An 18,193-nucleotide genomic window follows, 5' to 3' on the forward strand; every position below is an offset into this window, starting at 1 on the left:
GACCCTCCTGCCCCCCACCGCTCGGGGGCTCGCGGCGGGCCCCTGCAGGAGGGCCGGTCCAGCACGTCACCGTGTGCGTGGTGTGATGCCGGTCATGAAGAACTTCGACGTCGCAGCTGTCGTGTCCGGTGGGGCCTCCGGTCTCGGGGAGGCCACCTCCCGCGCGCTCGCCGCGCGCGGTGCCGCGGTCACCATCGTCGACCTCAACGAGGAGCGCGGGAAGGCGCTGGCCGACGAGCTCGGCGGGCACACCACCTTCGTCCGCACCGACGTCACCGACGAGTCCCAGGTGGCCGCCGCGATCGAGGACGCCACCGGCAAGGACCGGCCGCTGCGCGTCGCGGTCAACTGCGCGGGCATCGGCTGGGCGCAGCGCACGGTCGGCAAGGGCAACACCCCGCACGACCTCGACCCGTTCCTCCGCACGGTGATGGTCAACCTGGTCGGCACCTTCAACGTGCTGCGCCTGGCCGCCGCCGCCATGGCCGCCACCGAGCCGGAGGAGGACGGGGAGCGCGGCGTCGTCGTCAACACCGCCTCGATCGCCGCCTACGACGGCCAGATCGGCCAGGTGGCCTACAGCGCCTCCAAGGGCGGCATCGTCGGCATGACGCTGCCGGCCGCGCGGGACCTGTCCAGCGTCGGCGTGCGGGTGTGCACCATCGCCCCCGGCCTGGTCGACACCCCGCTGCTCGGCGGCCTGCCCGAGGAGGCCCGCACCGCGCTGGCCAACGGCATCCCGTTCCCCAAGCGGCTCGGCCGCCCCGACGACTTCGCCCAGCTGGCGCTCGCCATCGTCGAGCACGGCTACCTCAACGGCGAGGTCATCCGGATGGACGGCGCGCTGCGCATGGCCCCCCGCTGACTCCCCGGAGACCCGCGTGACCGCTGCACCGCCGGCCCCGACCCCGCCGGCACCCGCACCCCCCGCCGTCCTCGCCGGCGCCGACTTCACCGACTGCTGGCGGCCGGACTGGCGCTTCGACCTGGAGGCGGTGCTGCGCCCCCACCAGCGCAGCGCCGGGGACCCCGCGATGCAGTGGGACGGGGACGCCGTCTGGCGGACGACGACCACCCCGTGCGGGCCCGCCACGGTGCGCGTCACCCACCGCGGCGGCGAGGTGCGGGTGCAGGCGTGGGGCCCGGGCGCGGAGTGGGCCGGCACGGCGGTGCCCGGCTGGCTCGGGGCCCACGACGACTGCGCGGACTTCGACCCGGACTGCCACCCGCTGGTCCGCGAGATCGCCCGGCGCACGCCCGACCTGCGGCTGGGCCGCACCGGCCGCACCTGGGACGCGCTGGTCCCGGCGGTGCTGGAGCAGAAGGTCACCGTCGTCGAGGCGCACCGGGTGTGGCGGGCGCTGCTCCGGCTGGCCGGCGACCCCGCGCCCGGCCCCGCCCCCGAGGGCATGCGGGTGCTGCCCTCGCCGCGGCGGCTGCGGGAGGTCACCGACTGGGAGTGGCACCGCTGCGGCCTCGACGGCGCCCGCCGGCGGGCGCTGCTGCACGTGGCGTCGGTGGCCCACGCGCTCGAGCCGGACGACGGCTGCGACTCGCCGACCCTCCAGCGCAAGCTGCGCACGGTGCCGGGCATCGGGGTGTGGACGGCGGCCGAGGTCGTCCAGCGCACGCACGGCTGCCCCGACACCGTCAGCTACGGCGACTACCACCTGAAGAACCTGGTGGGCTGGTCGCTGGCCGGCCGGAGGACCGACGACGACGGGATGATGGAGCTGCTCGAGCCCTGGCGCGGGCACCGGCAGCGGGTGGTGCGGCTGCTGCACGTCGGCGGGAGCATGCCGCCCCGCCGCGGCCCCCGGATGGCGCCGACGGACTACCGCCGCTTCTGACCGCGGCCGGCCGGTCGCCGTGTGCACGAGGCGCGGCTGCCCGGCCGTCGCGGGCGCGCTGTGTGCACACACCGGGCCCTGGAGGCCCCGCGAAGTGCACTCCCGGGCGCCGCCCCGGTCGCGCCGGGCGCCGTCCTCAGGGGCGCGGGTCGTCCAGGAGGCGCAGCAGGTAGTCGCCGTAGCCGCTCTTGCCCAGGGGCCCGGCGGCGCGGCGCAGGCCGTCGTCGTCGAGCCAGCCCTGCCGCCAGGCGACCTCCTCGATGCAGCCGATCTTGAGGCCCTGCCGCTCCTCGACCACCGAGACGAACTCCGTGGCCTGACGCAGCGAGGCGAACGTCCCCGTGTCCAGCCAGGCGGTGCCGCGGTCGAGGACGGTGACGGTCAGCCGGCCCTGCCGCAGGTAGTGCTCGTTGACCGCGGTGATCTCGAGCTCGCCGCGGGCGCTGGGCCGGATGCCGCGGGCCACCTCGACCACCGACGACTCGTAGAAGTACAGCCCGGGCACGGCGTAGGAGCTCTTGGGCCTCGCCGGCTTCTCCTCGATGGAGAGCACCGTGCCGCTGCCGTCGAACTCCACGACGCCGTAGTCCTGCGGGTTGGCCACGTGGTAGGCGAACACGTGCCCGCCGTCGGGGGCGGGCAGCCGTCCCAGCGCCGTCCCGAGACCCGCGCCGTAGAAGATGTTGTCGCCCAGGACCAGCGCCACGGCCTCGTCACCGACGAAACCGGCGCCGATGAGGAAGGCCTGTGCCAGGCCCTCGGGCTTCTCCTGCACGGCGTACTCGATCCGCATCCCGAGCCGGCTGCCGTCGCCGAGCAGCGCCCGGAACGCGGCCTGGTCGCCCGGGGTGGTGATCACCAGCACCTCGCGGACGCCGGCCATCATCAGCGTGGAGAGCGGGTAGTACACCATCGGCTTGTCGTAGACCGGCATGAGCTGCTTGCTCACCGCCTGGGTGATGGGGAACAGGCGGCTCCCCGTGCCTCCGGCCAGGATGATCCCCCGCATGACCGGCGACGCTAGCGACTGCGCGCCGGTCAGGCCCGGGGGGAGCCCAGCCACAACCTCCCGACGAGTGAGGACCCGCCCGGCGTGCCGACCGGCTCCCACCGGGTGGCCCAGCCCTCGGCGTGCAGCTGGACGAGCACGGCCCCGATGTGCGCGCCGAGGTTCAGCGCGGCGGTGACCGTGGCGCGCTCGGGGAGGTGGACGTCGACCACGCCGTCGCCCTCGCCGCCGTGCCGCAGCACCACCGGGAACTCCGGCAGCGCGGCGCTGGCCACCCGGAACGCCTCGGCGACCGCCTCGCGGTCCCCGGGCCGCGGCACCAGGTCGCGGACCGGCTGCCGGCTGGCGACCAGGTCGCGGCTGCCGTAGGGGAACAGGTCGCCGGGGCCCAGCCGCACCAGCGGCCGGGTGCCCGTGTCCTCGGCGGGCACCTCGAACCGGAGCCCCCGCACGACGGCGACCGGCACACCGTCGAGCTTGCCCTTGACCAGGTCCGCGGCCGCGGCGACCTCGTCGACGACGGCCGTCTGCGTCGTCTCCAGCCGGTTGCCGTGCGCGTCGACCGCGCCGCGGTGGTCGGTGAGCGCCGCGATCCCCGCCGAGCCGACGGCGACGTCGGTCAGCCCCTCCCGCCAGGTGCGGCCGAAGGTGTCGCTGACGACCACCGCCACCTCGACGCCGAGCAGCGCGCGCAGCCGGTCGCGCAGCCCGCGGGCGGAGGCGTCGGCGTCGGCGGGGAGCAGGACGAGCGAGTCGCCGGGCACGTTCGAGGCGTCGACGCCGGCGGCGGCGACCACCCAGCCGTGCCGCGTCTCGACGATCTTCAGCGGCCCGCGCCGGGCGACGACGCGGACGCTCTCCTCGTCGATCGCCCGCTGCCGCACCGCCTCGCGGTCGGCGCCCGGCGGCACCGGGACCACCCGGCCCTCCACCTTGGACACCACCTTGGAGGTCACGACGACGACGTCGCCGTCGGCCAGCCACGGCGCGGCGCCGGCGACCGCCCCCGCCAGGTCGTCCCCGGCGGTGAACTCCGGCAGCCCCCGGACGGGCAGGACCCGCAGACCCCCGGCCGGTTCAGCCATCGACCGAGACGCCCGCGGCGTCCAGCGCGGCCCGGGCCATCGCGGCCGTGGCCTCGGGGGAGCTCATGAGCAGCGGCACCGCGCGCACGTCGACGCCGGGCACCTCGGCGCGGTCGCCGGTGTGCACCAGCCAGGCGTCGAGCAGGCCGCCGTCGGACCGCGCGCCGTAGTGCCGCCCGACGCCCTCGGCGCTGACCTCGACGCCGAGCACCGGCAGGCAGCGGTCGGCCATGCCGCGGACGACGTCGCCGCCGACGACGGGGGAGATCCCGACGACCCGGCCCGGGGTGGCGCGCAGCGCGTCGCGCAGGCCGGGGACGCCCAGGATCGTGCCGATCGACACCACCGGGTTCGACGGCGCCAGCACGACGGCGTCGGCGCGGGCCAGCGCCTCGACGACGCCCGGTGCCGGGCGGGCCTGCTCGGCGCCGACCTGGACGAAGGCGTGCGGCTCGAGCCCGGCGCGGTGGCGCACCCACCACTCCTGGAAGTGGATCGCGCTGCGCCGCCCGCTGCCGGGGTCGTCGACGACGACGTGCGTCTCGACCCGCTGGTCGCTCATCGGCAGCACGGTGACCCCCGGCTGCCAGCGGTCGGCGAGCGCGGCGGTGACGTCCGAGAGCGGGTAGCCGGCGTCGAGCATGCGGGTGCGGACGAGGTGGGTGGCCAGGTCGCGGTCGCCCAGGCCGAACCAGGTGGGCTCGGCGCCGTAGGCGGCCAGCTCCTCCTTGACCGTCCAGGACTCGCCGGCCCGGCCCCAGCCGCGCTCGGGGTCGATGCCCCCGCCGAGGGTGTAGACGACGGTGTCGAGGTCCGGGCAGATCCGCAGCCCGTGCATCGTCACGTCGTCGCCGGTGTTGACCACCGCGGTGACCGACGAGGGCGGTGCCACCTCCCGCAGACCGGTCAGGAACCGGGCCCCGCCGACGCCACCGGCGAGCACGACGATCTCCACGAAAGTCATCGTGCCCCATGGGCACTTGTCCACTGTTCGACGGGCGTGTCGGCTGCGTGGACGAGAAGTGACGAACGGCGTGTGACGGGTGTGGCCCGTGTGGTCAACCGCTTACACCGGGCGAAGTTGACGCTCGGGCAACGACACGCGTGTAATTCCCGCGGTGTGCGGCGCGGAGCAACCGCGTCCGGGACGAGAGCGAGAGGGGACGCATCGTCATGGCAGAGGTCTCGTGGCTGAGTGACTACGTCGGCGGGTCGGAGCGGGGCTCCCGCAACAGCGGGCCGGCCGACCAGGGCCTGATGGGGCTGCTCGGCATGGGCCTGGCCGACGACGTCGCGTCCTGGCAGGAGCGCGCGCTGTGCGCCGAGACCGACCCGGAGGCGTTCTTCCCCGAGAAGGGCGGTTCCACGCGCGAGGCGAAGAAGATCTGCACCGGCTGCGAGGTCAAGGCCGAGTGCCTGGAGTACGCGCTCGCCAACGACGAGCGGTTCGGCATCTGGGGCGGGCTCTCCGAGCGGGAGCGCCGCCGCCTGCGCCGCCGCGCCATCTGACCCCCGGCGTCCGGGGACGGACGGGACCGCCCAGCACACCGGCGTGCGACGTCCCCCGACCCCTCCCACAGCCCCCGACCACAGCCCCCGACGGCAGTGCCGCCGGGGGCTGCGTCGTCCCGGCGGCGTCCCGGCGGCGTCTCGGCGGCGTCCCGGCGGCCGGACGGCGGTGTGGTCGGATGACCCGGTGACCGGAGCGGACAGGGACACCCGGACGGCGCTGGGCCGGGCCCGCGTGGTCCGCGAGGTCCGGGCCGCCGTCCCGCTCGCCCGGGACCTCGCCGCGCCGCTGACCGCCGCGGCGCCCTGGCTGACCACCGTGCTGTCGGTGCAGTCGGCGCACCCGCGACCGCGGCTGGTGCCCGCCGCGGTCGTCGTCGAGCCGCGCTGGTCGGGCCGGCCCGACGCGCTGGCCCTGCTCGCCCTGGCCACCGCCGGCCCGGTGGTCACCGCGACCCTGCTCGGCGACGGCCTCCCGGTCCCCGGCGGCCGGCCGCCGGCGCGGCTGCTGGCCCGTGACGACGACGCCGCCGAGCGCCTGGCAGCGGGCGTGCTCGGCCTGCTCACCGGGCTGCGCCGGCCCTGGCGGCTGCGGCTGGTCGGGCTGCCGCTGGGCGACCCGACCGTGCGGGCACTGGCCCGGCTGCGCCCCGACGCCCGGGTCGCCACCTCCCGCAGCACGCTGCTCGTCGACGGCCTGGACGACGTCGCACCCGGCCGGGTCGTCCGCAGCCGGGACCCCCGCGACCTCGACCGCGCGCTGCCGGCCCTGCTCGCGACCGCGCCCGACGCGCGGGCCCGCGACCTCGTCCGCGCGGCCGCCCGGCTGCACGCCGCCCTCGGCCGGGTCGAGGTCGCCACGGTCACCGACGGCGGGCGGCTGAGCGCCGGGCTGCTCACGCTGGTCGACGGCGCGGACCGGCTGCCGTGGTGGGGCCGCTCCGGGATCGGCGGGCTGGGCACCGTCCGGGGCGCGCCGCTGGTCGGCGTCGCGGTGTCCGGCCGGGGCCGGGTGCTGCGGCCGGTGCTGGACCGCGCGGCCCGGCTGGTCCCCGCGCTGCCGGTCAGCCGGCGACGCGGATCCGGCTGAGCGACGGGTCGGGCAGCGCCTCGGCCCGCTCGGTGCCGAGGAACAGCGTCCCGTCCGCCGGGGCCTCGCCGCCGTCGAGCCCACCGGCCGGGGCCACGGTGACGCTCAGGTCGTAGACCCGGCCGGTGTACGCCGGCGGCGTCGCGGTGGGCCGGGTGTAGGTGGGGAAGCGGCCGGCGAGCCGCAGCGCGTCGCCGTCGCGGGTGACGGTCAGCGCCGGGGTGGGCAGGTCGGCGTACTCGGTGGGGACCGGCGTGCACCCGGCCGCCTCCGGGTCCGCGGGCGCGGTGGTGCCCAGGCAGTTCCAGGCGGGCAGCAGCACGTGCGCCAGTGCCGTCCCGTCGGTCCCGACGCTCACGCTCACCGACGGGTAGCCCACGGTGACGCCGACCGCGCGCCGCTCGAGCACCAGCCCGCCCAGGGCCAGCCGGGCGGCGACGCCGGCGTCACCGAGGGGCACCGACCGCGCGGCGAGCAGCCCCGCTCCGCGCTCGCCGGGCAGCGGGTCGGCGGGGACGGGGGGCAGCTCGGGCCGCGCGGGAGTGGGGGAGGCGGGCGGCGTGGACGGCCCGGGGACGGCCGGTCGCGGCGCGCCAGCGGCCACCGGCTCCCCGCGGTCGCTGCCCAGCGCGACGCCCGCGAGGACGGCGACCAGCGCGAGGCCCGCGGCGGCCAGCGCGGCCACTGTGCGGGCGGACGGGTCGGGTCCCGGCGGTGCCGCCGGCGCGGGGGCCGCGGCCGGTCGCGTCTCCGGGACCGGGGTGCCCGGCGGCGCCTCGAGGAACGCGGGCAGGTCGTCGACGGCCCAGTGGGGACCGGGCGGCCGCTCCGGCGGCGGGGGCCGCTCCTCCTGCCGCGGCCGGGCCGGCGCCCTCCGCCGGCTCAGCGCCAGCCCCGCGACGACCGCCACCAGCGCCACCAGGGCCACGCCGAGCACGACCCAGGGGGCGACCGGCGCGGGGGAGTCCATCCCCCCGAGCATCCCAGGGGCCGCCCGGGGGGATCCCGTGCGGCACACCGGGCCGCCTGACACGATCCCGGCGTGGCCGAGAACCCGGGAGCGACGGCGTCGGGGACGGTGTCCGCAGCCCGCGACCGCGTGGTCTCGCTGCTCGCCGAGCTGGGGGTGTCCGACCCGGTCCTCGCCGTCACCGACCTGTCCGCGCGGGTCGGCGTCGTGCAGGGCGTGCTCGCCGACCGGGTGCTCGACCTCGCCGTCACCGAGAGCGGCCGGGGCCGGCTGCAGGCCGAGCTGCGCGGCCGGCGGTGGGCCGAGGAGCGGCAGGTCGGCGTCCCCGAGGTGGTCGCCGCGGCCGACGACGGCCGGTGGCTGCTGTCCCGCCGCGTCCACCCCGGCCCCTCCGGCGGGCCGCGGTGGACCGCCGCCGCGGTCGAGGCGGCGGTGCGGATCGCGCCGCTGCCGGCGCCGGCCGGGCAGCCGTGGGAGCCGCCGGCCGGCGGGTCGCTGCGCCGCGCCCGCGCCACCGTCGAGGACGCCTCCCGGCTGGTGCGCGGCGGCGTGCGCCTGGGGGAGCTGCGGGCGGTCCGCGCGGCCGCCGCGCAGCTGCCGCTGTCCGAGGTGGCGCACGGCGACCTGCGCGCCGCCAACGTCGTCGTCGACTCCGGCGGGCCCGACGGGGAGGGCCGGCTGGTGGTCCTCGAGTGGTCCGGCGTCCGGCCCGCGCCCCGGCACCGCGACCTGCTGACGCTGTGGGCCACCACGCCCGACGCGCAGGACCGGGCGCAGATCGGGGAGGTGGTGCTCTCCCGCACCGCCGGCTGGGAGGAGCCCGACGTGGGGCTGCTGTGGCACGCCGTCGCCCTCGAGCAGCTGGTGGCGCGGCTGACCCGCGCCGACCGCGGCGACGGCCTGGACACCGCCTTCGCCCGCGCCCGCCTCACCGAGGCCCGCGCGATGGCCGCCGAGCTGGGCAGCCCGTTGTCGACCTGATGGAACGGCCCGCTCGCAGGGGCCCGCGGCGAGCCTGCGAGCGGGGGGGCGAGGGGGTCCTCCTCCTACCCCGTGGGGTCGATCTCCTCCGGGTCGCGGCCGAGCAGCACCGCCACCTGGTCCACGACGACGTCGCGCACGAGGTCGGCGAGGTCGTCGCGGTCGTGCGCCCGGATCTCCAGCGGCCGCCGGTAGACGACGATCCGCGCCGGCACCTCCCGCCCGTCCTCGCGGTGCGCCGGCAGCACCCGCGCCAGCGGCACCGTGCCGTCGTCGAGGACGTCCGGGTCGAGCACCACCTCGTCGGGGCTGGTGTGGTCGACCCAGGGCACGTCCTCGACGGCGAACTCGACGCCGGCCAGCTCCCGCTCCCAGCGGCGCTCGAGGTCCTCGACCGCGTCGAGCACCAGGTCGTCGAACTGCTCGGCGCGGCTGCGGGCGAGGGGGACCTCGTCGGGGACGAGGCGGCCCCGCAGGCCCCGGCCGTGCCGGTCGCGGCGGGACCGTGCGGGCCGGGAGCGGTCGGGACGGACGGGTCGGCTCATGGCGGGGCGAGCGTACGGCGCATCGCCGGGACGGGGCAGCGGGGCGTTGCCGTGCCCCCGGTGACGGGGCGCGCGGGGACGTCGGGTTGGATGGGAACGGAGGGGCGCCGGTCCGGTGTGCCTGTCGCCGACTCCCCGGGTACGCGGCTACTGTGCCCAGCGTGAGGAACCGGTGGTGAGGCAGTCACGTCGCTGCAGTCGCAGCGGCTGCGCGCAACCGGCGGCGGCGACACTGACCTACGTCTACGCCGAGTCGACCGCTGTCGTCGGCCCGTTGGCCACGTTCTCCGAGCCGCACAGCTACGACCTCTGCGAGTTCCACGCCGAGCGGCTGACCGTGCCGCGCGGCTGGGAGGTCGTCCGGCACGAGATCGACGTCGAGGACTCCGGCCCGACCGGGGACGACCTGCTCGCGCTGGCCGACGCCGTCCGCGAGGCGGCCCGCCCCGAGCCGCCGCGCGCCCCGGCCGACGACGGCCGCGGCACCCGCCGCGGCCACCTGCGCGTCCTCCCCGACCTGGACTGAGGGGCTCCGCCGCTCGCACCTCCGAGGGATCCGCACCGGCCTCCGGGAGCCCGAGCCGGTGCCCGCGGATAGGGTCGGCCGGACCGGGGGACGCGCCCGGCCAGTCCAGGCGAGGGTGTGCAGTGACGGACCTGTCGGCGATCATCAAGGCCTACGACGTCCGGGGCGTGGTCCCCGACCAGTGGGACGAGGACGTCGCGCGGCGCATCGGCGCCGCCTTCGCCGAGTTCGTCACCACCGAGAGCGGTGCCACCGCCGTCGTCACCGCGCACGACATGCGCCCGTCCTCGGTGCCGCTGTCCCGCGCGTTCGCCGAGGGCGTCCTGTCCCGCGGCGTCGACGTCCTCGAGGCGGGCCTGGGCTCCACCGACCTGCTCTACTTCGCCGCCGGCTCGCTGGACGTGCCCGGCGCGATGTTCACCGCCAGCCACAACCCGGCGCAGTACAACGGCATCAAGCTCTGCCGCGCCGGGGCCGCCCCGGTGGGTCAGGAGTCCGGGCTGGTCACGGTCCGCGAGTGGGCCGAGCGCGACTCCTACGACCGCGTGCCCGACCGCGTCGCCGAGATCGGCCGGCGGGACCTGCTGCCCGACTACGCCGCCCACCTGCGCGGACTGGTCGACCTGTCGCGGATCCGCCCGCTCAGGGTGGTCGTCGACGCCGGCAACGGCATGGGCGGGCACACCGTCCCCGTCGTCCTGGCGGGCCTGCCGCTCGACGTCGTCCCGCTGTACTTCGAGCTCGACGGCACCTTCCCCAACCACGAGGCCAACCCGCTGGACCCGGCCAACCTGGTCGACCTGCAGGAGGCGGTCCGCCGCGAGGGCGCCGACATCGGCCTGGCCTTCGACGGCGACGCCGACCGGGTGTTCGTCGTCGACGAGCGCGGCCAGCCGGTGAGCCCCTCGGCGATCACCGCGCTGGTCGCCGTCCGGGAGCTGGCCAAGGGCCGCGGGACGACGGTGATCCACAACCTGATCACCTCGCGGGCGGTGCCCGAGATCGTCCGCGAGCACGGCGGCACCCCGGTGCGCACGCGGGTCGGGCACTCGTTCATCAAGGCCGAGATGGCCCGCACCGACGCGGTGTTCGGTGGCGAGCACTCCGCGCACTACTACTTCCGCGACTTCTGGCGCGCCGACACCGGGATGCTCGCCGCGATGCACGTGCTGGCCGCGCTCGGCGAGCAGAGCCGGCCGCTGTCGGAGCTGACGGCCGCCTACAGCCGCTACGCCGCCTCCGGGGAGATCAACTCCACCGTGGCCGACGCCGCGGAGCGGACGAAGGTGGTCCGGGAGGCGTTCGAGGCCGACGGCGCGACGGTCGACGAGCTCGACGGGCTGACCGTCGACCTGCCCGACGGCTCGTGGTTCAACCTGAGGGCCAGCAACACCGAGCCGCTGCTGCGGCTCAACGTCGAGGCGCCCGACCGGGCGCGGATGGAAGAGCTCAGGGACCGGGTGCTGGGGATGGTGCGCGCATGACACAGGGGACGACGCAGGGGCCGCTCGGCCTGGACCCGCTGCTGCTGGAGGTCCTCGCCTGCCCGGACACCCACCACAGCCCGCTGACCGTCGACGAGGCGGCGAGCGAGCTGGTGTGCCCGACGTGCGACCGGGCCTTCCCCGTCCGGGACGGCATCCCGGTGCTGCTGCTCGACGAGGCGCGGGTGCGGGGCGGCGGGGGGACGACGGGCCGATGACCTCGCCCGAGCTGGCCGAGGAGGTCCTCGACGACCTCGACGTGCTGCGCGCCCGCGACCCGCGCGGCCTGCTGCCGGCCGTCGCCGGCGCCGGGGCGCAGGTGCGCGAGACCGCGCGGCTGACCGAGGAGGCCGGGCTGGGCCGGGTCACCGAGGGCGGCCGCCCGCGCGGGCTGGTGATCGTCGCCCGGCGCGAGGGGGCGGTGGCGGCGTCGGTGCTGCGGGCGCTGCTCGGCCCGTCCAGCCCGGTCACCGTCGACGTGGTCCCCGGCCCGGACCTGCCGGTGTGGACCGGCCCGACCGACATCGCCGTCGTCGCCACCCGGACCGGCGCCGGCCGCTACGCGGTGACCCCGGCCTACGAGGCGGCCCGGCGCGGGGTGACCCTGCTGGGCATCGGCGCCGACGACGCCCCGCTGCGGGCGGCCTGCTCGACCGCGCGGATGCCCTACGTGCCGCTGCCGCGCTCGCGGGTGCGGCACACCACCCTGTGGTCGCTGCTCACCCCGCTGCTGCGGCTGGCCACCGACCTCGGGCTGCTGCGGGCCGAGGCGGCCGACCCCGAGGCGATCGCCGCGGCCCTCGACGAGGTCGCCGCCGAGTGCGGCCCCGCGCGCGAGTCGTTCACCAACCCGGCCAAGACCCTCGCCCTCGAGCTGCTCGACGCGTTCCCGGTCATCGCCGCCGAGGGGCCGCTGGCCGGCACCGCGGCCGCCCGCTTCGCCGACCAGCTGGCCACCCTCGCCGGCCTCCCGACCAGCGGGTTCCGGCTGCCCGACCAGCGCGTCGCCGCCTGCGCGGTGCTCGGCGGGCCGCTGGCGCCGCGCGACGTCGACGACTTCTTCCGCGACCGCGCCGAGGACACCGGCCGCCGGCTGCGGCTGCTCACCATCCGCGACACCGACGCCGCCGACCACGACGGCGCCGGCGAGCGGGAGCCCCGCTCGGCGCACGAGGCGATGAGCGAGGTGCTGCGCACCGCCGCGGCCAACAACGTGCCGGTGAGCGGGCTGGCCGAGCACGGCGAGCCCGAGCGCCACGGCCGGCTGCCCCGCCTGGCGCGGCAGATGGCGGTGGCCGACTTCACCGCCGTCTACCTCGCGCTGGCCCTGGACCAGGAGCGGGCGCTGCGGCGCTGAGCCCGGACCGGCCGGTGTCCGGGCGGCCGGTCCGGGGTACCGGACCGCGATCGACCGTGAGCGCACCCGACTGCTGACCGACTGGAAGGACCTCCCGTGGCCGGTGGACTCGTAGCCCTGTTCGACGACGTGGCACTCCTGGCCCGCGCCGCGGCCGCCTCCATCGACGACGTCGGGGCCGCCGCCGCCAAGGCCGGCGTCAAGGCCGCCGGTGTCGTCGTCGACGACACCGCGGTGACGCCGCAGTACGTGCAGGGCATCGCCGCCGAGCGCGAGATCCCGATCGTCAGGCGCATCGCGACGGGGTCGCTGCGCAACAAGCTGCTGATCATCCTGCCCGCGATCCTGCTGCTCAGCGAGTTCCTGCCGTGGCTGCTCACGCCGATCCTCATGCTCGGCGGCGCCTTCCTCTGCTACGAGGGCACCGAGAAGGTCTGGCACCGGCTGCGCGGCCACTCCGCCGCGCACGGTGACGCCGAGGGACAGCCGCCGGACGAGAACACCCTCGTGCGCGGCGCCGTCCGCACCGACCTCATCCTGTCGGCCGAGATCATGGTCATCTCGCTGAACGAGGTGGCGAGCGAGGGCTTCTGGTCGCGGCTGGCCATCCTCGCCGTCGTCGGCGTGGCGATCACCGTCCTGGTCTACGGCGTCGTCGCGCTCATCGTGAAGATGGACGACGCCGGCCTGCGGCTGTCGCGGTCGGACAGGAAGGGCGTGGCCGGGTTCGGCCGCGGGCTGGTCAAGGGCATGCCGAAGCTGCTCACCGGGCTCACCGTCGTGGGGACCGCCGCGATGCTGTGGGTCGGCGGGCACATCCTGCTGGTGGGCAGCGACGAGCTCGGGCTGCACGCCGTCTACGGCGCGGTGCACCACCTGGAGGAGGCGGCACACGAGGCCACCGGTGCCCTGGGCGGCGTCGTGGGGTGGCTGGTCAACACGTTCGCCAGCGCTCTGGTCGGGCTCGTCGTCGGCGCGGTGGTCGTCGCCGTCGTGACCCTGCTGTTCCACCGGAGGAAGGAGCGGGCCGCGCACGGGGCCGCCGCCCACTGAGCCCGGGCACCACTCCAGGGGAGGACAAGGGGGCGGAGGACCGGACACGCGGGCCACCCGGCACTAACCTGCCCGGTGATGTGGCAGATGACCAGCGCGGTCCGGCACTACCCCTGGGGTAGCCGCACCGTCATCCCCGAACTGCTGGGCGAGACCGTCCCGGCCGAGCAGCCCTACGCGGAGCTCTGGATGGGTGGGCACCCCGACCTGCCCAGCACGCTGTCGGACGGCACGCCGCTGGACAAGGCGATCGAGGAGCGGCCCGACGCCCTGCTCGGGCCCGCGGTGCACGAGCGCTTCGGCCCGCGGCTGCCGTTCCTCATGAAGGTGCTGGCCGCCGACAGCCCGCTGTCACTGCAGGCCCACCCGACGATGGCGCAGGCGCGGGCCGGCTTCGCCGCGGAGGAGGCGGCCGGGGTCCCGAAGGACGACCCGACCCGCACCTTCAAGGACCCGTGGCACAAGCCGGAGCTGCTGCTCGCGCTGACCACCTTCGAGGCGCTGTGCGGCTTCCGGCCGGTCGAGGAGTCGCTGCACTGCCTGGCCAAGCTGCAGCTGCCCGAGCTCAAGCCGACCATCGCGGCGCTGGCCCGCGGCGGGCTGCAGGCGGCCATCCCGCAGCTGCTCGCGCTGTCGGGCAAGCGGCGCACGCACCTGGTGGAGGTCGTCGCGCTCAGGGCGGCCGCGTTCGTCGCCGCGCACGACCCGGAGTTCATCAACACCTACCGCTGGGCCACGACCCTGGCCGAGAAGTACCCGGGCGACCCCGGCGTGGTGATCTCGCTGATGTGCAACCACCTCAAGCTCGCCCCCGGTGAGGCGGTCTTCCTGCCGGCGGGCAACCTGCACGCCTACCTGTCCGGGGCCGGCGTCGAGGTCATGGCCAGCTCGGACAACGTGCTGCGCGGGGGGCTGACGAACAAGCACGTCGACCTCGCGGCGCTCATCGAGGTGCTCGACTTCTCCGACGGCAAGATCCCGGTGCTGCACCCGGTGCTCGGCCCCGGCGGGCTGCGCTACCCGGTGCCGGTCGACGACTTCGACCTCACCCGCTGCCAGCTCGACGAGCTGGCCGGGTCCCTGACCACCCGCGGCCCGCAGGTCCTCCTGTGCACCGAGGGGGAGGCGGTCCTGGAGTCCACGGACGGCGAGGTCCGGCTGACCAGGGGCCGGTCGGCGTTCGTGCCGGCCGGCGCCCCGGTCACCGCCCGCGGCCCCGCGGTCCTCTACCGGGCGACCACGAACCTGCGCTGACGAACCTGCGCTGACGAACCCGCGCTGACGAACCCGCGCTGACGCGGCGCGTGTCGCGGCTGCCGGGGACGCGGCCGCGGACGTAGCGTCGGTCGTGCACCTCCGACCGGCCCGGCCCCGCCCCGCCCCGCTGCGGGCGGCGCTGGCGCTGGGCCTGGTGGCCGCGCTGGGGTCCGGGTGCGCCGCCCTGCTCGGCGACCCGCCCGCCGTCCCGTCCGCCGGCAGCGCGCTGGAGGCGCTGGACTCCGTCGAGGTCCGCGGCCGCGCGCCGCAGACCGGGTACTCCCGCGACGAGTTCGGCGACGGCTGGGTCGACACCGACCAGAACGGCTGCGACACCCGCAACGACGTCCTGGCCCGCGACCTCACCGGGGAGCGCTTCGAGCCGGGCACCCGCGACTGCGTCGTCGTCAGCGGCACCCTCGTGGACCCGTACTCCGGCCGCACCATCGCGTTCCGCCGCGGCGAGGGGACCAGCGAGGCGGTGCAGATCGACCACGTCGTGGCGCTGTCCGACGCCTGGCAGAAGGGCGCCCAGCAGTGGGACGCCGACCGTCGCACCGAGTTCGCCAACGACCCGCTCAACCTGCTCGCCGTCGACGGCCCGCTCAACCAGGCCAAGGGGGACTCCGACGCCGCCACCTGGCTGCCGCCGGCCCGGTCCTACCGGTGCGCGTACGTGGCCCGGCAGGTCGCCGTGAAGGTGACCTACGGGCTGTGGATGACCCGCGCCGAGCGGGACGCCGTCGCCGGCGTGCTGGACGCCTGCCCGGACGAGCCGCTGCCCGGGCGCGGCCCGCTCCCGGGCCAGGAGGCGCCGGGGAGCGCGCCGCCGGCGCCGGCGACGCCCTATCCCGACTGCGCCGCGGTGCGCGCCGCGGGCGCCGCACCCCTCCGTGAGGGCGACCCCGGCTGGAACCCGTCCCTGGACGGCGACGGCGACGGCGTCGGCTGCGAGGGCTGAGCCCGCCGGGCCCGCTGCGTTAGGCTGGACGACGGCACGAGCCCCGCCGAAGCCTCGGCATGCTCGCTCACCTCAGTGACCCCGAGTCCCCGCCGCCGGTGGGGGCCTCGACCCTGGAGCGACATGACCGCCTCTACCGGCACCCGCGTCCTGACCGACGGCGACTTCAAGGTCGCCGACCTCTCCCTGGCGCCGTTCGGCCGCAAGGAGATCCAGCTCGCCGAGCACGAGATGCCCGGACTGATGGCGCTGCGCGCCGAGTACGGCGACGAGCAGCCCCTGGCCGGCGCCCGCATCGCCGGCTCGCTGCACATGACCGTGCAGACCGCCGTCCTCATCGAGACCCTCGTCGCGCTCGGCGCCGACGTCCGCTGGGTCTCCTGCAACATCTTCTCCACCCAGGACCACGCCGCCGCCGCCATCGTCGTCGGCCCCGAGGGCACGGCCGAGCAGCCCGCCGGCGTCCCGGTCTTCGCCTGGAAGGGCGAGACCCTCGAGGACTACTGGTGGTGCACCCAGCGGCTGTTCGAGTTCCGCGACGAGGACGGCACCGTCGTCGGCCCGAACATGCTGCTCGACGACGGCGGCGACGCCACGCTGCTCGTGCACCTGGGCACCCGCTTCGAGGCCGACGGCGCCGTCCCGGACACCACCGAGGCCGACTCCGAGGAGTACGGCGTCATCCTCACCGCGCTGCGCGAGAGCCTGGGCACCGACGCCGGCTACTGGACCCGCATCGGCCAGGGCATCCAGGGCGTCACCGAGGAGACCACCACCGGCGTCATGCGGCTGTACGAGCTCGCCCGCGACGGCCGGCTGCTGTTCCCGGCGATCAACGTCAACGACTCGGTCACCAAGAGCAAGTTCGACAACCTCTACGGCTGCCGGCACTCGCTCATCGACGGCATCAACCGCGCCACCGACGTCATGATCGGCGGCAAGGTGGCCGTGGTCTGCGGCTACGGCGACGTCGGCAAGGGCTGCGCGGAGTCGCTGCGCGGCCAGGGCGCCCGGGTCATCGTCACCGAGATCGACCCGATCAACGCCCTCCAGGCGGCGATGCACGGCTACGAGGTGACCACGCTCGACGAGGTCATCGGCAAGGCCGACATCGTCATCACCGCCACCGGCAACCGCGACATCATCACCGCCGAGCAGCTCGGGCGGACCAAGCACCAGGCGATCATCGGCAACATCGGCCACTTCGACAACGAGATCGACATGGCCGGCCTCGCCCGCACCCCGGGCATCCAGCGGACCCAGATCAAGCCGCAGGTCGACGAGTGGCGCTTCGCCGACGGCCACACGATCATCGTGCTCTCCGAGGGCCGGCTGCTGAACCTGGGCAACGCCACCGGGCACCCCAGCTTCGTCATGAGCGCCTCGTTCTCCAACCAGGTGCTCGCCCAGATCGAGCTGTGGGGCAACCGCGCCGCCTACGAGGGCAGGACCCCCACCGTCACCGTGCTGCCCAAGAAGCTCGACGAGCACGTGGCCCGGCTGCACCTCGACGCGCTCGGCGTGAAGCTCACCGAGCTCACCAAGGTGCAGGCCGACTACACCGGCGTGCCGGTCGAGGGCCCGTACAAGAGCGAGCACTACCGCTACTGACGAAGGACCCCTCTGCCCCCCCGCCTCGCAGGCTCGGCGGGGGCCCTGCAGAGGGGCCGTTCCAGCCCCTCACCCCGCCCTGCGGGCAGGGGAGGACTCGCCCTGCGGGCGGGGAGGATGGGACGGACGGTGGCGCCGGACCGGTGATTCGGTCCGGCGCCACCGTTATCCGGTCGTGACGTCGCAGAATGGTCACGTGCCTCCGACCGCAGCGAACAACGGGCCCAGTCGCGGCCGCGTCCTGGTCGTCGACGACGACGCCGCCCTCGCCGAGATGCTCGGCATCGTCCTGCGGCGCGAGGGCTACGACCCCGCCTTCGTCTCCGACGGCAACCGGGCGCTGTCGGTCTTCCAGCAGACCCGGCCCGACATCGTCCTGCTCGACCTCATGCTGCCCGGCCGCAACGGCCTGCAGATCGCCCAGGACATCCGCAGCCAGTCGACCGTCCCGATCGTCATGCTCACCGCCAAGGGCGACACCATCGACGTCGTCCAGGGGCTCGAGGCCGGCGCCGACGACTACGTCACCAAGCCGTTCAAGCCCGTCGAGCTGGTCGCCCGGGTGCGCGCCCAGTTGCGCCGCGGCGAGACCGGCCAGGCCGAGACGCTGTCCATCGGCGACGTGCACATCGACGTCCCGGCGCACCAGGTCACCCGGGACGGCTCGCCGATCCCGCTGACGCCCCTGGAGTTCGACCTGCTGGTCGCCCTGGCCCGCAAGCCGCGCCAGGTGTTCACCCGCGAGCTGCTCCTCGAGCAGGTGTGGGGCTACCGGCACGCCGCCGACACCCGGCTGGTCAACGTCCACGTGCAGCGGCTGCGGGCCAAGATCGAGCGCGACCCGGAGAAGCCGGAGATCGTCCTGACCGTCCGCGGCGTCGGCTACAAGGCCGGCCCCCCGTGAT

The 18,193-nt window shown here is 76.0% G+C and carries 19 protein-coding genes; 14 read left to right on the forward strand and 5 right to left on the reverse strand.

The features are described from left to right. Positions 1-94: 94 nt before the first annotated feature. Positions 95-865, forward strand: coding sequence for an SDR family NAD(P)-dependent oxidoreductase (locus tag ACI8AK_RS01655; RefSeq protein WP_387991463.1), 771 nt, complete (start codon positions 95-97; stop codon positions 863-865). A gap of 16 nt (positions 866-881) precedes the next feature. Further along, a complete protein-coding gene (locus ACI8AK_RS01660; protein ID WP_456954915.1) occupies positions 882-1,850 on the forward strand; it encodes a DNA-3-methyladenine glycosylase family protein in 969 nt (322 codons plus the stop codon). Positions 1,851-1,986: 136 nt separating this feature from the next. Here ACI8AK_RS01660 and rfbA read toward each other — a convergent pair whose 3' ends face one another. Genes rfbA through cofD form a run of 3 tightly spaced genes read right to left on the reverse strand, consistent with a single transcriptional unit; the run spans position 1,987 to position 4,899 of the window. After that, positions 1,987-2,859, reverse strand: coding sequence for a glucose-1-phosphate thymidylyltransferase RfbA (rfbA, locus tag ACI8AK_RS01665; RefSeq protein WP_387991469.1), 873 nt, complete (start codon positions 2,857-2,859; stop codon positions 1,987-1,989). Positions 2,860-2,888: 29 nt separating this feature from the next. Further along, a complete protein-coding gene (locus ACI8AK_RS01670; RefSeq protein WP_456954916.1) occupies positions 2,889-3,944 on the reverse strand; it encodes a coenzyme F420-0:L-glutamate ligase in 1,056 nt (351 codons plus the stop codon). After that, positions 3,937-4,899: a 2-phospho-L-lactate transferase gene (gene cofD, locus ACI8AK_RS01675; RefSeq protein WP_387991474.1), complete on the reverse strand. Its 963-nt coding sequence runs from the start codon at positions 4,897-4,899 to the stop codon at positions 3,937-3,939. Before cofD ends, ACI8AK_RS01670 begins: the two co-directional genes overlap by 8 nt. 302 nt (positions 4,900-5,201) lie before the next feature. Between cofD and ACI8AK_RS01680 the strand changes: the two genes are divergently transcribed. Further along, the gene (locus ACI8AK_RS01680) at positions 5,202-5,453 is read left to right on the forward strand and encodes a WhiB family transcriptional regulator (protein WP_387991615.1); all 252 of its coding nucleotides are present in this window, start codon (positions 5,202-5,204) and stop codon (positions 5,451-5,453) included. Between the two features lie 187 nt (positions 5,454-5,640). Continuing rightward, positions 5,641-6,543 carry a hypothetical protein gene (locus ACI8AK_RS01685; protein WP_456954917.1) on the forward strand — a complete coding sequence of 301 codons (903 nt, stop codon included), beginning with the start codon at positions 5,641-5,643 and terminating at the stop codon, positions 6,541-6,543. Here the strand turns inward: ACI8AK_RS01685 and ACI8AK_RS01690 are convergent. Then, positions 6,518-7,513 (reverse strand): hypothetical protein, encoded by a 996-nt coding sequence (locus ACI8AK_RS01690; protein WP_456903295.1) that lies wholly within the window; start codon positions 7,511-7,513, stop codon positions 6,518-6,520. The genes ACI8AK_RS01685 and ACI8AK_RS01690 overlap by 26 nt on opposite strands. 72 nt (positions 7,514-7,585) lie before the next feature. Between ACI8AK_RS01690 and ACI8AK_RS01695 the strand changes: the two genes are divergently transcribed. Continuing rightward, the gene (locus tag ACI8AK_RS01695; RefSeq protein WP_456903294.1) at positions 7,586-8,494 is read left to right on the forward strand and encodes an aminoglycoside phosphotransferase family protein; all 909 of its coding nucleotides are present in this window, start codon (positions 7,586-7,588) and stop codon (positions 8,492-8,494) included. A 65-nt stretch (positions 8,495-8,559) separates the two neighbouring features. Here the strand turns inward: ACI8AK_RS01695 and ACI8AK_RS01700 are convergent, their stop codons facing one another. After that, positions 8,560-9,039 (reverse strand): metallopeptidase family protein, encoded by a 480-nt coding sequence (locus ACI8AK_RS01700; protein WP_387991485.1) that lies wholly within the window; start codon positions 9,037-9,039, stop codon positions 8,560-8,562. 175 nt (positions 9,040-9,214) lie between these two features. Between ACI8AK_RS01700 and ACI8AK_RS01705 the strand changes: the two genes are divergently transcribed. The 9 genes from ACI8AK_RS01705 to mtrA all read left to right on the forward strand — a co-directional run bounded on the left by ACI8AK_RS01705 (position 9,215) and on the right by mtrA (position 18,192). Next, on the forward strand, positions 9,215-9,565 hold the full coding sequence (locus ACI8AK_RS01705) for a DUF3499 domain-containing protein (protein ID WP_089402638.1): 351 nt from the start codon (positions 9,215-9,217) through the stop codon (positions 9,563-9,565). A 122-nt stretch (positions 9,566-9,687) separates the two neighbouring features. Further along, entirely contained in the window at positions 9,688-11,049 is a 1,362-nt protein-coding gene (locus ACI8AK_RS01710; RefSeq protein ID WP_456954918.1) for a phosphomannomutase/phosphoglucomutase, read from the forward strand. Next, positions 11,046-11,267 carry a Trm112 family protein gene (locus ACI8AK_RS01715; protein ID WP_387991491.1) on the forward strand — a complete coding sequence of 74 codons (222 nt, stop codon included), beginning with the start codon at positions 11,046-11,048 and terminating at the stop codon, positions 11,265-11,267. The genes ACI8AK_RS01710 and ACI8AK_RS01715 overlap by 4 nt, the downstream gene beginning before the upstream one ends. Continuing rightward, positions 11,264-12,406 carry an SIS domain-containing protein gene (locus tag ACI8AK_RS01720; protein WP_387991494.1) on the forward strand — a complete coding sequence of 381 codons (1,143 nt, stop codon included), beginning with the start codon at positions 11,264-11,266 and terminating at the stop codon, positions 12,404-12,406. Before ACI8AK_RS01715 ends, ACI8AK_RS01720 begins: the two co-directional genes overlap by 4 nt. Before the next feature lie 96 nt (positions 12,407-12,502). Next, positions 12,503-13,459: a DUF808 domain-containing protein gene (locus ACI8AK_RS01725; protein ID WP_456903292.1), complete on the forward strand. Its 957-nt coding sequence runs from the start codon at positions 12,503-12,505 to the stop codon at positions 13,457-13,459. 87 nt (positions 13,460-13,546) lie between these two features. Further along, complete coding sequence (manA, locus tag ACI8AK_RS01730; RefSeq protein WP_456903291.1) at positions 13,547-14,713, forward strand: mannose-6-phosphate isomerase, class I; 1,167 nt, start codon at positions 13,547-13,549, stop codon at positions 14,711-14,713. A 94-nt stretch (positions 14,714-14,807) separates the two neighbouring features. Further along, a complete protein-coding gene (locus ACI8AK_RS01735; RefSeq protein WP_387991503.1) occupies positions 14,808-15,677 on the forward strand; it encodes a GmrSD restriction endonuclease domain-containing protein in 870 nt (289 codons plus the stop codon). A 123-nt stretch (positions 15,678-15,800) separates the two neighbouring features. After that, positions 15,801-17,288, forward strand: coding sequence for an adenosylhomocysteinase (gene ahcY, locus ACI8AK_RS01740; RefSeq protein ID WP_456954919.1), 1,488 nt, complete (start codon positions 15,801-15,803; stop codon positions 17,286-17,288). Between the two features lie 196 nt (positions 17,289-17,484). Continuing rightward, the gene (gene mtrA / locus ACI8AK_RS01745) at positions 17,485-18,192 is read left to right on the forward strand and encodes an MtrAB system response regulator MtrA (RefSeq protein WP_387991509.1); all 708 of its coding nucleotides are present in this window, start codon (positions 17,485-17,487) and stop codon (positions 18,190-18,192) included. Position 18,193 lies beyond the last annotated feature (1 nt).

The sequence above is a fragment of the Geodermatophilus sp. SYSU D00867 genome (assembly GCF_054050315.1).

Bases quoted from the DNA above. Each gene is read 5' to 3' on its own strand.
- ACI8AK_RS01655 (WP_387991463.1), top strand. From the start codon at position 95: ATGAAGAACTTCGACGTCGCAGCTGTCGTGTCCGGTGGGGCCTCCGGT.
- rfbA (WP_387991469.1), bottom strand. From the start codon at position 2,859: ATGCGGGGGATCATCCTGGCCGGAGGCACGGGGAGCCGCCTGTTCCCC.
- ACI8AK_RS01670 (WP_456954916.1), bottom strand. From the start codon at position 3,944: ATGGCTGAACCGGCCGGGGGTCTGCGGGTCCTGCCCGTCCGGGGGCTG.
- ACI8AK_RS01680 (WP_387991615.1), top strand. From the start codon at position 5,202: ATGGGGCTGCTCGGCATGGGCCTGGCCGACGACGTCGCGTCCTGGCAG.
- ACI8AK_RS01690 (WP_456903295.1), bottom strand. From the start codon at position 7,513: ATGGACTCCCCCGCGCCGGTCGCCCCCTGGGTCGTGCTCGGCGTGGCC.
- ACI8AK_RS01700 (WP_387991485.1), bottom strand. From the start codon at position 9,039: ATGAGCCGACCCGTCCGTCCCGACCGCTCCCGGCCCGCACGGTCCCGC.
- ACI8AK_RS01715 (WP_387991491.1), top strand. From the start codon at position 11,046: ATGACACAGGGGACGACGCAGGGGCCGCTCGGCCTGGACCCGCTGCTG.
- ACI8AK_RS01720 (WP_387991494.1), top strand. From the start codon at position 11,264: ATGACCTCGCCCGAGCTGGCCGAGGAGGTCCTCGACGACCTCGACGTG.
- manA (WP_456903291.1), top strand. From the start codon at position 13,547: ATGACCAGCGCGGTCCGGCACTACCCCTGGGGTAGCCGCACCGTCATC.
- ahcY (WP_456954919.1), top strand. From the start codon at position 15,801: ATGACCGCCTCTACCGGCACCCGCGTCCTGACCGACGGCGACTTCAAG.